Here is a 14,928-nt window from a genome sequence, read left to right as displayed (position 1 = left end):
CTGCTCTAAGTAATTTAACTCTTAAAAAGACACCCGTGTTCCCAAGTAGAATCGACGGGGTTCAACCCACTCGACAGATTCACCGAAGGCATACACACCGTCGCCAGCCGTCAGATCTTGTTCGCGAATACCGGCCTGATCGTCAAATACATTGAAGATGTCCAGAAAAAATTCGGCTTCGTATCCGCCAAACTGGTAAGTGTACTTCACACGTGCATCCAGAGTGCCATAGGAATCAGCAACATTATCGCCAACGGAGTCTTCAGCCACCCAAACCGATTCAACATCGCCATATTCATACGATTCTCCGAGGTCAGGCAAATGACGTCCCGCAACAGACCAAGTATTACTGTAGCGCAGGCCTGAGTTCCAATTGTATACAAGACCCAGTTCAATACCGTTCTCAAAGAAGTAGGAGCCAGCGACTTTAAACAGGTGTTCGATATTACCCGGCTGATCGCCCCACATTCCAGGTGCCCGGGGATCCAACCACACTACATCACCTTGGAAGTCCGCGTTACCATCAGAGTTGGAGTTACCCTTTGCCAAGTTATAGGTGTAAGAAGCCAACATCTGCCAGCTGTCGCTGCGACGCTTGCGGAAAGTGAATTCCACCCCCTGGTACTCCCGTTCACCGCCTTTCAGTGTGGCAATCACATAGTTAGAGTCTGGAATTTCGTCGTAGCCAAAGTATGATAGCGGCAGAGTGAATTCACCCAGTGCAGGATCCGTGTACAGCCCGAGATCATAATCCTCCAGCAGGTCTTTTGTTACCCTGTTGGTATAGGTGACCTCGGCGCTCATGTCATCACCAAATGACATGGAGTAACCGAGTAGAAACTCATCGGTATACGGGGTCTTGGTGGTAGGTGCAAAGAATGCATCCTGAGTCTGGCTACCGCCGCGAGTACGGTAGGTCAGCCAGCGATCACCCACAAAGATCTGCTCGTCACGGATAGAGCCGGTCAAGGTACCCGCAAAAGAAGTCATATCAGTACGAATAGGATCGTAGTAACGACCGTAGAAGCCCCATGCCTTGCTACTACCATCGCCGTTGATGTCATAAGTTATACCGAAGCGAGGAGCAAACTCGTAGTCGAAGGTAAAGATACTGGAACCGTCACTAGCGATGTGCTCCCACTGCTCAGCACGTACACCGACGTTAACCGTCCACTTGTCATAATTCCAACTATCCTGAATAAAAAATGCATCACCTTTGGTTTTCAGCGAATAAGGCGCGGTCTCAGCCTGGTTAATGCGATAGACATTAATCGTATCTCCAGGGTTGCCAGCGGAACTGCTGAAGGTCAGTGCTTCAAGTTCAGCGTTGCTGATGGTGCCATCGGTATTGGTATCGAGAAGCCCGTAGTAATATGCTGAGTCCGCACTTTCAGTCATGGCGCCAATGATACGGGCGTAGTCATCAGGTACGACTTCAACTGAACCAGTCCAATTCCCGCCGGTCAGTTCGGCCAGAGTAGTGCCGCTATTGGGCATGGCGATCGAGGAGTACTGGGCGCCGTCACCAGTGTAGATTGAGTTAAGGGAACGCTCATTTTCTGTATAGGAATAGCCGGCCTTGAGTTCGTGGGACCCCCAATTGGTATCCAGAAAGTATTCGAAAGTAGCAGCCCATGTATCTTTGTTGCGGAACTGGATACTATCCAAGCCGTACCCCCCACGGTTAAGATCAGAAAGACCCGGATTTCCACCAAGATAAGCGACATCATTTCGCGTTGATTTATCTGCAGCTATCGAACTAATTTCGCCCTCATGACTTGCAGCTTCAAGCGTCAAAAGCATGTTGTCCCAAGAGTGGGAGTACTCAATCTTGTAATTATCACCGCCCTGACGCTGAGCGCGATCACGGTTGTTTAGGGTGTCAGACAATCGAGAGCCGCTAATATCCGTCGGATCGTTAAAGAAGGTAGCAATGAATTTGTCATTCTCTGTTGCCTGCCAAGTCAGCTTTGCAAAGCCCAGTTCTTGCTCATTCTTAACAGTACGCTGGAACTCGCCAGTATTCGGGTTAAAGACATCGTCTTCCCGCTCCTTGATTTGATAGGAAGTAAAGAACCACAGCTTGTCCTTGATAATTGGCCCCCCCATGGTAAAGGCGCTATCAAAGGTTGAGAAGCTGTTGCCTTCTACATGTTTGTTGTCAGCAACTAGGCTGTCATTCTGAGTGTAGTAGTTCACAGAACCATGGAATTCGTTACTACCTGATTTGGTTATCACCCGGGAAACTAGACCTGCTCCACCCTCATATTCAGCCGGCATGCCACCGGTAAGAACGTGCTGCTCTTGAATAATCTCGGAGTTGACATTGGCACCAAAAGTACCAGTCACATTATCGGTTACATTGACGTTATCGATGTAGTAGAAGTTATCAGAGGAGGAACCGGAAGTACGGCCTCTGGAATCCACCGCATCGGAGTAGTTTACGCCGGACTTGGAGGAGGGGTTACCACCAATAGACGGCTTGGTCCCCGGCGCCAGCTGCAGATACGACTGATAGTCGCGTCCCGTCGGCAGGGATTCAGTCAAATCCAGGGTGATATCCTGGCCGACAATGGTAGATGAGGAATCAATCATCTGTATCTGCTGGCCAGTCACAAGCACTTCTTCGATACTATCCCCCACCGCATTGAGTTCATAGTTAAGTGCAAAACTTTGGCCGGATACCACGAGCACGTTCTTATTTTTGACGGGCTGATAGCCTGCGCTGCTAATCTCTACTTCGTATTTGGCTGAGGGATCCAGTCCAAGCAGCCTGATTTCACCATTTTCGTCAGTTACGCCCTTTTTGGTTGTCAGACTCTCAGGTGTATGGACGGCTATCTCAGCCCCCGCAATAGGGTCGCCTGTAGAATCCGTTACAGTAATGCGCAAGGCACCAGTATCGGCAAAAGCAGCCCCACAATAAGTGGCCAAACCGATAGTTGCTGCCAATAATTCCTTCTTGAGCTTATTTTTCATTATGATTCTCCTATTGACTAGATCATTGGAAATTAAATATGCGCATCACCACGCGCCAGTTCGAAAGCCGCCACCCCAAGTAGCCACTTATTTCCCAATACATATATCTCAACGAACCAAATTATCTTTACCTGACTTATTTTTGCGAAGATGATCACATTACCAAGAGGTTTATCAATTTTGTGCAACTGTCGAATTACTCGATCAGGTAGAACCAAAATCCATAACCAACTGTTTTACAAAGATTTTCTATCTCTTCGAACAACCGCGAGGAAGCAACCGTGGCCCTTACCCCCTCCACCATGATCCCCCTCGGCAGCCCTATGCCTGACTTCTGCCTTTCCGACCCGGCTGGAAATATCCATGACAGTCGTGACTTTCAAGACCAACCTATACTGGTTGCCTTTATCTGCAACCACTGCCCCTATGTAAAACACATAGCTCCCGCCCTGTCCGAATTTGCACGGGAGTACCGCGAGGCGGGTCTGAGTATTGTGGCAATCAATAGCAATGACTTCGCAAACTATCCGGAAGATAGCCCGAAAAAAATGCAGGAGGAAATCGCCGCCCGCGGTTATGTATTCCCCTACCTGGTGGACAAAACCCAGGAAGTGGCACGAGCGTTCGGTGCAGCCTGTACGCCGGATTTCTTTTTGTTCGATAAGGACAGGAAATTGGTTTACCGGGGACAATTCGACGACAGCCGGCCAGGTAATAATGAGCCGGTGAATGGGCGGGATCTGCGTGCGGCAGTGGATGCGGTGCTGGCGGGGGAGCGGCCGGCGGAGAATCAGGTTCCTTCGATGGGCTGCAATATCAAGTGGAAATGATTGTGTAGGGGCGGCCCATGGCCGCGATCGGGGGATTGGTGCCGGCTGCAAGCCTGATCGCGGCCATGGGCGGATGGCCGCCCCGCCGCTCCTACAAGGGACGGACAGAGGATTACCGACGCAGGAATTCGATCATCCACCTGGCCACGGCGCTCTCGTGGATATCGTTTTGCAGGGAGGTTTTGCCCTTTTCCACCGTTTCATCGCCGAATACCTCGCGGCGCAGTTCCATCAGGCTCTTGGAGTAGGGCTTGGTGAATTCCGGGTGGGCCTGGAAGGTGAGCATATGCTCGTCCACCTGGACCATGGCGTAGGGGCAGAAATCGCTGGAGGCCAGCACCTTGGCGCCCGGAGGGAGTTCCTCCACCTGGTCCTGGTGGGTCACCAGCAGGCTGAAGCTGTCCTGCGGTTCGGACATCCACGGCGGGGTTTCCTGCATTTCATAGCTGTGTACACCGATGCCCCAGCCCTTGTCGGACTTGCGGGTTTTGCCGCCTAAAGCGTGGGCAATCAGCTGGTGGCCGAAGCAGATGCCGATGGTGGGCTTCTTGGCCTCGTGCAGTTTGCGCACGAATTCCATCAGCGGCGGAATCCAGGGCTTGTCCTCGTAGACGCCGGATTTACTACCTGTGATCAGGTAGGCGTCCACTTCGTCGATATCCTTCGGATAGTGGCCGCGTTGTACTTCGTAGGTTACAAACTCCAGGCCCGGGTCCTGGGCGCGCAGCAACTCGGCGAACATCTCCGGGTACTCTCCGAATTCGCCCACCAGTTCCTTGCGCACGTCGTCGGTTTTCAATACACCAATTTTCATTATCACACCGCTGGTTTGACTGCTGAGTCCCCAGATTATGACATATCCCCGGCGATATTTTCCTGTCGTGTTTTCCTCTTCCGGGACGGATAGATGGGATCGCAAGCCGGACGATTACGCGGTGAAAAGCCGTTCGGAATCACAAAGGGGGCGCCTCGCGCCCCCGGTGAAGACAACCCGGATCAGAAAAATCCCAGCGGATTGGTGTCGTAACTGACCAGGAGGTTCTTGGTCTGCTGGTAGTGTTCCAGCGCCACCTTGTGGGTTTCGCGGCCAATACCGGATTTCTTGTATCCGCCAAAGGCCGCGTGAGCCGGGTATTGGTGATAGCAATTGGTCCACACCCGCCCGGCCTGGATATTGCGCCCCATACGGAAAGCCAGGTTGATATCCCGGGTCCAGACGCCGGCGCCCAGTCCGTACTCGGTGTCATTGGCGATGTCCAGGGCTTCCTGTTCCGTTTTGAACGTGGTAACCCCCACCACCGGGCCAAAGATCTCCTCCTGGAAGACGCGCATCTCGTTGCTGCCCTTGAGCAGGGTGGGCTGAACGTAAAAGCCGTCTTGCAGGTCACCGCTCATACTCTCGGCGCCACCGCCCACTAATACCTCCACGCCCTCCTGCTTGCCTATGTCAATGTAGCTCATGATCTTGTCGAACTGCATGCGCGAAGCCTGGGCGCCGATTTGCGTGTCGGTATCGAGCGGGTTGCCCTGCCTGATCGATTTGGTGCGCTCAATAACGCGGGCGATAAAATCGTCGTAGATGGATTCCTGGATCAGCGCCCGGGAGGGGCAGGTACACACCTCACCCTGATTGAAAAACGCCAGTGCCATCCCCTCCACACACTTGCTGATATAGCTCTCTTCCTGCTGCAGGATATCGGCAAAGTAGATATTGGGTGATTTTCCGCCCAACTCTACGGTAGAGGGAATAATGTTTTCGGCCGCGCACTTGAGGATATGAGAGCCCACGGGAGTGGAACCGGTGAAGGCTATCTTGGCGATACGCGTGCTGGTGGCCAGCACCTCACCCGCTTCGCGGCCGAAGCCGTTTACGATGTTGAGCACCCCGGCGGGCAACAGGTCGGCGATCAGTTCCACCAGAACCAGTATCGATGCCGGTGTCTGCTCGGCGGGTTTCAACACCACGCAATTGCCCGCCGCCAGTGCCGGTGCCAGCTTCCAGGCCGCCATCAGGATGGGGAAGTTCCAGGGAATGATCTGCCCCACCACACCCAGCGGTTCGTGGAAATGGTAGGAAACCGTATGGCTGTCCACCTCTGCAAGGCCGCTCTCCTGGGCGCGAATACAGCCGGCGAAATAGCGGAAATGATCCACGGCCAGGGGTATGTCCGCGGCCAGGGTCTCGCGCACCGCCTTGCCGTTGTCCCAGGTTTCCGCCACTGCCAGCATTTCCAGGTTCTGCTCTATGCGATCGGCGATGCGCAGCAGGATATTGGCCCGGTCGGTAACCGAGGTACGCCCCCAGCTGTCCCTGGCGCCGTGGGCGGCATCCAGGGCCAGTTCAATGTCTTTTTCGCCCGAGCGGGGGATCTCGCAGAATACCTGACCGTTTACCGGTGAAATGTTCTCAAAGTAGCGGCCCTCCACCGGCGCCGCCCAGTCCCCACCGATGAAGTTCTGATAGCGGGATTCGAAAGTGACCAGAGCCTTATCCTGGCCAGGCTGGGAGTAAATCATCGCGGATATCCTCTATTGCCATTCTTATAGTATATTCGGAACCATATCCTGCCAGTCGGCAGGCACTGCTTTATGGCTAATTTAAACCCTGGAGCGCAGGCAGGCTTTCCCGTGAGTCCAATCCAGTTGCCTGTGAGTCCATGACACGGAAAATAACGACAATAAACCGGTGATGAGTATGCTGAAGCCAATTCGCGAGCCCCGCGAGCTGATCGAGAATCGGGTGTCTTTCGCCGGCCCCAATGCGGAACTGAGTGTCTACAGCACCTATATGCCAGCGGAACGTGTGAATCTGCACGCGGGTGAACTTCTGTACTGCGGAATGCTCAGCGGAAAGAAAATTCTCCATGGGCCCAGCGGTTACAGCGCGAAATTTTTACCGCGGGAATCATTTGTCATGGCTCCCGGAGAAGACATCGAGATCGACTTCCCCGAAGCTGCCATGGGCAGCCCCACCAACTGCCTCACCATTGAAATTGACAGGAAACGGGTGGATGAGGTCTGTGCCCAGTTGAATAAAACCGCGCCTTTGCTCAGGGACTTCGAAGACTGGCACTATCGCCCAGATACTGTCATCCACACCCCGCATACCCAGGCCACCCAGGCCCTGCTCGAGCGGATGATGACCGCCTTCAGCGAGGAGCTGCCGGACCGAGACCTGCTGATCGACCTAGGGATCAGCGAGCTGCTGGTGCGCATGCTTCGCCAGCAGACACGGAGCTTCCTGCTCCGCGCCTGCGCCCTGGCGCCGGACGCCAACGGCCTTAGCGCTGCCGTGCACGCAATCCAGGCGGACCTCGCCGCCCCGCTGGATATCGACCAGCTGTGCAAAATAGCCTGCATGAGCCGCAGCCGTTTCTTCAGCGAGTTCAAAAAGCACCTGGGCTGCACCCCAGCGGAGTTTCAGCACCAGCTGCGCATGCAAAGCGCCTGCGAGCGCTTGAAAAGCGGAGAGCCGGCCAAGCGGATCTGCTTTGATCTGGGTTATTGCAACCAGAGCCATTTCAGCCGAAGGTTCCAGCACCAATTCGGTTTGAGTCCCAGCCAGTATTGCCAATTGCACCGCCGCCGGGCGGTAAACTGAACGACACCGAGGTTCTCAACAGGCCCTAAGGCCCGGCACAAGGAACCTGCATTGACTTAAGCGAGCCACCCTGTAGGAGCGGCGGGGCGGCCATCCGACATGCCCGCGATCGGGTTCTGTTCGCGGGCATGGCCCGCTCCTACAAGTCTTTCAGTATCTCCCGTGCCGCATTGTGCCCGGGCACGCCGGTGACACCGCCGCCGGGATGGGTTCCGGAACCGCAGATATACAAGTCCCGGACGGGCGTGCGGTAATCGGCATAACCCATAAATGGCCGGTTGCTCCACAGCTGGTCCAGCCCCAGGGCGCCGTGGAAGATATCCCCGCCCATCAGTCCAAACTTGCGCTCCAGGTCCAGGGGTGAATGAATCTGCCGTGCAATCACCGAACGCTTGAAATTGGGGGCGTAACGCGCAACCGTATCGATAATGGTGTCCGCAGCCGCTTCGCGGTGATCATCCCAGCTCGCGCCGTCCGGTAACTGCGGGGAAAACTGCTGGCAGAACAGGCTCGCCACATGCTGTCCGGGTGGTGCCAGCGAGTCGTCGACCGTGGATGGAATCAGCATTTCCACAACAGGTTCCCTGGACCAGCCGAACTGCTTTGCATCAAAATACGCCTGTTCCAGGTAGGCCATGCTGGGCCCGATTACGATACCGGACTGGTGGTGGCGTTGCAGATCGGTTCCGGGGCGACAGGTGAAATCCGGAAGCTCGGACAAGGCCACATTCATGCGAAAAGTGCCGGAAGCCACTTTATAGCCCCGCACCCGGCGGCGAAACTCTTCACTCAAATGCTGTTGAGCCACCAGTTGTGAAAACAACAGTTTTGGACCGACGTTTGAGACGACCTTTGCCGCGGACAACTTTTCGCCATCCGCGAGCCGCACTCCCACTGCACGGCCGCCTGCGATCAACACTTCCTCCACCGCCGCGTCCGTGCGCACATCCACGCCGAGTTGCTGTGCCTCTTTGAGCATGGCCTGGGTAATGGCACCCATACCGCCGACGGCGTGTCCCCAGGCCCCTTTCTCGCCATTTACCTCACCGAAAACATGGTGCAGCAGTACATACGCAGAACCGGGGGTGGTCGGTGCGCCGTAGTTGCCGACGATGGAATCAAACGCAAAAGCGGCCCTGACATGGTCGTTCTCAAACCACTCGGCCAGCACATCGGCCGCGCTCTTGGTAAACAAATCCAGCACATCCCGACTCTGCGCCATATCCAGTTTTCTGGCCCGCAGGCCAAAGCCACCGGCGCGCAACAGATCCGTCAGCCCCCCGCCAACGTTGGGCGGTGTGCGCAACAGCTCCTCGCGCAAGAAATCCGCAACCGTTTCCAGCATCCCGTAGAAAGCGGGCAGCGCCTCCGCATCCTTTGGCGATAAGCGGGCGATCTCCGCCTGGGTGTCGGCAAAATCGCGGTGAAAAGAAAGGCTGTCACTGTCGGACAGGGGGAAGAAATTGGATTGCGGGCGAAGTTTTATCTGCAAGCCGTGTTCGCGCAGGCGCAAATCTTCAATAATTTTCGGGTTCAGCAAACTCACCGTGTAGCTGGCCACTGAATTGCGGAAGCCCGGATGAAACTCCTCGGTAACCGCAGCGCCGCCAACGATCGATCGGCGCTCCAACAGCGTTACCTTTTTATCTGCCCTGGCTAAATAACAGGCACAAACCAGACCATTGTGGCCGCCGCCGATAATAATGATGTCGGTCATAAGATTCTTGTTTTCCCTTTAGGGAACCCCAAAATAAGTCCAATTCGCCACTCCGGCGACTCGCTAGAGCAGCGAAGCTCACGTCGGCGTCCAGGGAAATCACCGTATTCTGGATTCCGGCCTTCGCCGGAACGACGATATTCTGCGGTTCCTTAGTGGACTCGCTTGCCCTCTACCCAGGTCTCCAGCACGCGGGTTTTCCACAATTCCTTCGGGTCGATGGCGAAAATATCCCTGTCCACCAGGATAAAGTCAGCGGCCTTGCCCGATTCCAGGTTGCCGATCACCTTCTCCTGGTGTGCGGCATAGGCGGCGCCCAGGGTAAAGGCGTGCAGCGCTTCGATCAGGGAAATTTTCTCCCGCGGAATCCAGCCGCCCTCGGGTTCGTTGCCGGTGTTCTGCCGGGTGACCGCGGCGTGAATACCGAAAAAGGGATTGACCGGCTCCACAGGAAAATCGGAGCCGGCAGCCAGCGGGATACCCAAATCCAGAAAAGTGCGCCAGGCGTAGGCACCCTCGAGACGCTCTTCGCCGAGGCGGTCTCCGGCCATATTCATATCGCTGGTGGCGTGAATGGGTTGCATGGAAGCGATGATATCCAATTGCTCGAAACGCGGAATATCCTCGGGCGCCACGACCTGGGCGTGCTCTACGCGGTGGCGGAAATTCCGCAAGTCGTCGCCGGCATATTTCCCGAATTTATCCAGGACAATGCGGTTGGCGCGATCGCCGATCGCGTGCACATTGATCTGAAAACCCCGCTCCAGCGCGCTGGCAAAATATTTATCCAGTTCGCGCTCGCTATGCAGCAACAGGCCGGTGGCTTGCGGCCGGTCCCGGTAGGGTTCCAATAGTGCGGCGCCGCGGCTGCCCAGGGCGCCGTCGGCGGAGATCTTGATGCTGCGGATAAACAGACGGGATTCCGCAGTGCCCACGGAGCCGGCGTTCAGCAACTGCGCAAACTCGTCCGAATCCACCGCCAGCATCGGGTAGACCCGCATGGGAATGGCGTCGCGCTCGGCGAGGGCCCTATAGGCGCGATAGGTATCGCCATCGATACCCGCGTCGTGGACACTGGTCAGGCCGTTGGCCAGGGAGATTTCAAACGCCGCACCCAGTGCCGCTTCCAGTTCCCTCTGCGACGGCGCGGGAATGGCACGCTCCATCAGGGACATGGCGTTATCCACCAGGATGCCGGTGGGTCGGCCGTCGGCGTCTTTCAGTATTTCTCCGCCCGCCGGCACCGGGGTATCGCGGTCGACACCGGCGGCGCGCAGCGCCGCGGAATTCGCCCATCCGGCGTGGCCGTCCACCCGGCGCAGCCACACCGGGCGGGCGATTTCCAGCGCATCCAGATCGGCGGCATTCGGCCACTGGCCACCGGACCAGAGTACCTGGTTCCAGCCGCGCCCGGTAACCCACTGGCTCCCGTTTCGGGTGGCCGCGAATTTTTTGACCGCCTCAAGGGTTTCCGCAAACCCCATATCGCGAAGATCGATTTCCCGCTGCAGTAACCCCAGTGCCTGCATATGCCCGTGAGCGTCGATCAAGCCAGGCAACAGGGCGCGGCCACGGCCGTCGATTGCCTCGGCGCTTTTATAGCGCTGGGACAGATCGGCCGCCTCCCCCACTGCCAGCACCCTGCCCTCGCGAAAAGCGATTGCGGAAAACTTTTCCACCGCGGGTTTTCCGGAATCCCCTTCGATGATATGGGCGCCCCGAATATTGTGCAGCAGGACGGTATCGCAGTGGGCAGTAAGGGGTAGCAGCAGGAAGAAGAGAAAAAAACGCGGAAGGAATCCAGCCCCCATGGCATTCACCTTATCGTTATGATTGATATTGGGTGTCCGCCATTAAAGCGCAACCGACCGCTCTCTTCCAAGCCCCCTATTGCGCGAGTCTCTGCAGGTACTCAGCCTCCAGGCGTGTGTGTTCAGACCAGAAGCTCGGGGGTGATTCCCCACGCAGTTTCGCGCCCAGGATATCCAGGTGGGTATGCCAGCCGGCGGAGACACTGAGCGTTTCGTCGCGGGATTGCAACCGGCTGTGGGTCACCACCAGCAGGACTTTGTCTCCCCTGGGCTCCAGATCAAAGCGGACTTCGGATGCCTCACCGGCTGGACTGCCCCAGCTGAGGGTGAGCTGTCGCGGCGGATCGCAATCGATAACCTCCCCTCGCAACTTCGCCTCTTCGGCGATATCCGCATATTTGTCCGACGCCCGGTCGCCGCTCTGCGACAGCTCGCTGTTGCGGAACACCAGCTCCAGCGGCGCTCCGCTTCGCTTCTCCAGCTCGCCGGCGGCCAGCCACTGGCGGCGCTTGTCGGAATCCACCAGATATTGCCAGACCCGCTCCAGCGGCCCCGGCAACAGCCGCTCGATACGCAGGGTGTCGGCGGCGGTCATAACGCCATAGTCTTCCATCTTTCTCTCCTTCTTCCTCTCAGAAATGCGAGTCATTCATTGCTCGCCCGTATTCCCGGTATTCTCCGCCTCCAGTAGCGCTTCCAGGCCATCCAGCTGTCGGTTCCAGAATTGTTCGTAGTGGCGCAACCACTCCATGCCGCCGTGCATCGGGCGCGCGTCCAAATGGCAAGTATGGGTTCGCCCCCGCACCTCACGCCGTACCAGCCCGGCGCGCTCCAGCACCCGGATATGTTTGGACGCCGCCACCAGCGACATTTCAAAGGGCTCCGCCAGTTCGCTTACAGTACCGGGCCCATCGGCCAGGCTGCGCAGTATCGCCCGCCGGGTGGGGTCGGCGAGGGCGCGAAAAACGGCGTCCAACTGTTCACTGCGATTATTAACCATGTGGTTAACAGTAATTGCTCTTAACTCAATTACAAACCTTTCGGTTAAATATTGGCGCGAATTGGAACACGCGATATTCTCCGCCACTGACGGATACTCTGGGAGTTTTGCCTGGCCCAGTAGCGACAAACAAAGTGTTTTTGATAAAAAACACATTACCGATCGAGCCCCGCCGCAGGGCTGTGCCTTGCACCGTTATTTTTAAATGGTTATCTTGTTTTTCTGTCGCTGAATAGCAGCGTCAGACCTGGACGGCACTAAGTTAGGCGGAAGATCCGAGCCCCTGTAGGATGGGCAAAGCGTAGCGTGCCCATCAAGGCCTCTAAAGATGGGCACGTCGCTTCGCTCCTTTGCCCATCCTACAAGGGACTTCTGCTTAACTCAGCGCCATTCGCGTCAGACCTCTGATAGGAAATCACTTCAAATAAGGATCATTATTTCTTTTTCCGAGCCCTATCAATTCTCTATCGGTGAACTCCCTTTTCCGGGAGAAGCTTCACTGTTTCAAGTGCGGGCAACTCGCAATGAGCCCGTTCAATTGCGCATATGCCCTGTTTTGGTTCACACCGGCATATCGTCCACCAATTTACAAACATAAAAAGTACAAGCATAAAAAGGAGCTGGCCATGTACTCGCCAAATACCGCTTACTTCACGCCGTTTTCTAAACCACCGCGTCTTCTTTCCCTGTGTATTGCCCTCGCAGCTGCACCGGTGCAGGTTTTTGCCCAGCAATCGGTTGTCGAGGAGGTCACGGTCACCGCACAGAAGCGCCAGCAATCGATGCAGGACGTCTCCATCGCAGTCAGCGCCTTTTCCGGCGACGCCATCGACAAGATGGGATTCGAAGAGGGCCTGGATATTACCCAGCAGGTGCCCAATATGAATTTCTTCGCCATTTTTGGCGAGGCCTCCAGTCCCTCGGTCAGCCTGCGCGGGGTCAGCCTGGTCAACTTTTCCGATTCCTGGGAATCCCCGGTCTCCATCTATGTGGACGACGTCTACCGCGGCAATCCCGCCGGTTCGGCGATTCAGCTTTTCGACCTGGAGCGGGTAGAGGTGCTGCGCGGCCCCCAGGGCACCCTGTACGGGCGCAATACCACCGGCGGCCTGGTGCACTATGTCTCGCGCAAGCCCACCGAAGAGTTCGAGGCCAGCGCCAGTGCCAGCTACGGCAGTTATTCCGAGCGCATTATCGAAGGCTCCCTCAGCGGTCCGCTCAGCGACAGTGTTCGCGGCCGGGTTGCGATCAAGAGCACGCAAAACGATGGCTGGCAGACCAACACCGTCAACGGAGATAAATTAAACGATACCGACAGCTTTGGTTACCGCACCCAGCTCGAATTCGATCTCGGCGACAGCGGCGGCTTGCTGCTCAATGTGCACGGCAGCGAGGCGGACCAGCAGTCCGTGGGCTTCGCCCATATGGGCTACCTGGAAGCGCCCGTGGAGGGTGCCGCCACCTGCTCCATTTCCCGCATCCAGGACGGCGAGTGCACCAGCGCCACTTTCGGCATGACCGGCGCCGAAGCGGCCGGTGGCAGATTCGATCCGGAGCATGTTGCCTCCAGCGCCAGTGACGGCATGGCGACAAAGATCGACACCTTCGGCACCTCCGCCACCCTGGACTGGGAATTCGACGCCTTTACCCTCACCTCCATCACCGCCTACGAGGAGCTGGATAAATTCCTGCAGGACGACGGCGACGGCACACCGGTGATCTGGTTCGACGAGCAGTACGCGGTGGACGCGGAGCAGTACACCCAGGAATTCCGCCTGGACGGTAGCACCGAGCGCACCATCTGGGTAACTGGCTTCTACTACTACAAGGACGACCGCGGCCTGGTCACCGAAGCCCCCACTACCGCCGATGGCCTCTGGCACCGGGAGATAGTGGCGCTGGACAGCGAGTCCTGGGCCCTGTTCGGCCAGGTGGAGTACGACCTGAACCCCGAACTGACCCTGGTTACCGGCTTGCGCTACACGGAGGAAGAGCGAGATTTTAAACAGGATTCCAGCCCGAGCTTTTATCAGCCGCTGTCGGTGGAAGACGACCTCTCCGAGAGCGCCACCACCGGCCGCATCGGCCTGGACTGGCGCCCCAGCGACGCCACCCTCGCCTACGCCAGCCTGTCCACCGGCTTCAAGAGCGGCGGCTTCTCCGGCAGCTACAACGCCTCCCTGGAGGCAACCCGACCGGTTGAAGCGGAGGACATCACCAACTTCGAGATCGGGGTAAAAACCACCCTGGCCAATCGTTTTCGCGTCAACGCCGCCGCATTCAATTACACCATCAAGGACTACCAGGCACAGGTATTCCTCACCGTCGCCGAGGGCAGCGTAATCACCAACGCCGGCGACGTGACCGGCACCGGCGCGGAGATCGAGATCACCGCACCCATCACCGACAACTTCGAGGTTATCGCCGGTGCCGGCTGGCTGGAAACGGAATTCGACTCCGAGCAGTTCTTTATCGTCGCCGGCGACAACTACACCCTGGACGGCAACGAACTTCCCTCCGCACCGGAATTCACCTACAACCTGATGGCCCGTTACTACCTGAGCCTGGAGGATTCGGGAGAGCTGGTTTTCCAGGGCGACTACGCCTGGCAGGACGACCACTACCTGCAGATCGAAAACGACCCCTACTCAAAACACGACAGCTATGGCCTGGCCAATGCCAAAATCAGCTGGCACTCGCCCTCGGACAGCTACAGCGTGGAGGCTTTCGCGCGCAACCTGACCGACGAGCGCTATTTCACCTACCAGAACACCCTGGGCAGCGACTGGGGATACGGCGTCTGGGGCCAGCCGCGCACCGCTGGACTGCGGATGAATTGGAAGCTGTAAGCTGCGGGTAGGGAAACACCATCGGAGCCCGTTTCCCGGGCTCCAATGCTCTTGGTGAGGAGGGTATTACCGCGACATCGGCCACACAGATTCAAAACAGGTCGGGAGCCTGCTAAAGTCTTGGGAAATAACATCAGGGAA

General features: G+C 56.9%; 10 protein-coding genes. 3 read left to right on the top strand and 7 right to left on the bottom strand.

The genetic code is table 11. From position 1 onward, the window contains the following. Positions 1 to 21: 21 nt before the first annotated feature. Positions 22 to 2,979 carry a TonB-dependent receptor gene (locus PP263_RS20845; RefSeq protein ID WP_308365990.1) on the bottom strand — a complete coding sequence of 986 codons (2,958 nt, stop codon included), beginning with the start codon at positions 2,977 to 2,979 and terminating at the stop codon, positions 22 to 24. Between the two features lie 281 nt (positions 2,980 to 3,260). Here PP263_RS20845 and PP263_RS20840 point away from each other — a divergent pair, with 281 nt between their 5' ends. Continuing rightward, the gene (locus tag PP263_RS20840; protein WP_308365989.1) at positions 3,261 to 3,809 is read left to right on the top strand and encodes a thioredoxin family protein; all 549 of its coding nucleotides are present in this window, start codon (positions 3,261 to 3,263) and stop codon (positions 3,807 to 3,809) included. A gap of 112 nt (positions 3,810 to 3,921) precedes the next feature. Here the strand turns inward: PP263_RS20840 and PP263_RS20835 are convergent, their stop codons facing one another. After that, complete coding sequence (locus PP263_RS20835) at positions 3,922 to 4,623, bottom strand: gamma-glutamyl-gamma-aminobutyrate hydrolase family protein (RefSeq protein ID WP_308365988.1); 702 nt, start codon at positions 4,621 to 4,623, stop codon at positions 3,922 to 3,924. Between the two features lie 182 nt (positions 4,624 to 4,805). Next, positions 4,806 to 6,326, bottom strand: a complete 1,521-nt coding sequence (locus PP263_RS20830) for an aldehyde dehydrogenase family protein (protein WP_308365986.1) — start codon at positions 6,324 to 6,326, stop codon at positions 4,806 to 4,808. Between the two features lie 178 nt (positions 6,327 to 6,504). Here PP263_RS20830 and PP263_RS20825 point away from each other — a divergent pair, with 178 nt between their 5' ends. Next, positions 6,505 to 7,410: a helix-turn-helix domain-containing protein gene (locus PP263_RS20825; protein ID WP_308365985.1), complete on the top strand. Its 906-nt coding sequence runs from the start codon at positions 6,505 to 6,507 to the stop codon at positions 7,408 to 7,410. 139 nt (positions 7,411 to 7,549) lie between these two features. Here the strand turns inward: PP263_RS20825 and PP263_RS20820 are convergent, their stop codons facing one another. From PP263_RS20820 to PP263_RS20805, 4 genes are all read right to left on the bottom strand, one after another. Continuing rightward, a complete protein-coding gene (locus tag PP263_RS20820; RefSeq protein WP_308365984.1) occupies positions 7,550 to 9,127 on the bottom strand; it encodes an NAD(P)/FAD-dependent oxidoreductase in 1,578 nt (525 codons plus the stop codon). Positions 9,128 to 9,279: 152 nt separating this feature from the next. Continuing rightward, positions 9,280 to 10,938 (bottom strand): amidohydrolase, encoded by a 1,659-nt coding sequence (locus tag PP263_RS20815; RefSeq protein ID WP_308365983.1) that lies wholly within the window; start codon positions 10,936 to 10,938, stop codon positions 9,280 to 9,282. Between the two features lie 76 nt (positions 10,939 to 11,014). Beyond that, the gene (locus PP263_RS20810) at positions 11,015 to 11,551 is read right to left on the bottom strand and encodes an SRPBCC family protein (protein WP_308365981.1); all 537 of its coding nucleotides are present in this window, start codon (positions 11,549 to 11,551) and stop codon (positions 11,015 to 11,017) included. Between the two features lie 36 nt (positions 11,552 to 11,587). Next, on the bottom strand, positions 11,588 to 11,938 hold the full coding sequence (locus PP263_RS20805) for a metalloregulator ArsR/SmtB family transcription factor (protein ID WP_308365980.1): 351 nt from the start codon (positions 11,936 to 11,938) through the stop codon (positions 11,588 to 11,590). Between the two features lie 626 nt (positions 11,939 to 12,564). On the opposite strand from PP263_RS20805, the gene PP263_RS20800 reads away from it, so the two are divergent. Then, positions 12,565 to 14,787 (top strand): TonB-dependent receptor, encoded by a 2,223-nt coding sequence (locus tag PP263_RS20800; RefSeq protein WP_308365979.1) that lies wholly within the window; start codon positions 12,565 to 12,567, stop codon positions 14,785 to 14,787. Positions 14,788 to 14,928: the final 141 nt, after the last annotated feature.

It is taken from the genome of Microbulbifer sp. TB1203, from assembly GCF_030997045.1.
Lineage (GTDB): Bacteria > Pseudomonadota > Gammaproteobacteria > Pseudomonadales > Cellvibrionaceae > Microbulbifer.
Note: the sequence above shows the minus strand (reverse complement) of the source record. Positions and strands in the feature narration are given on the sequence as shown.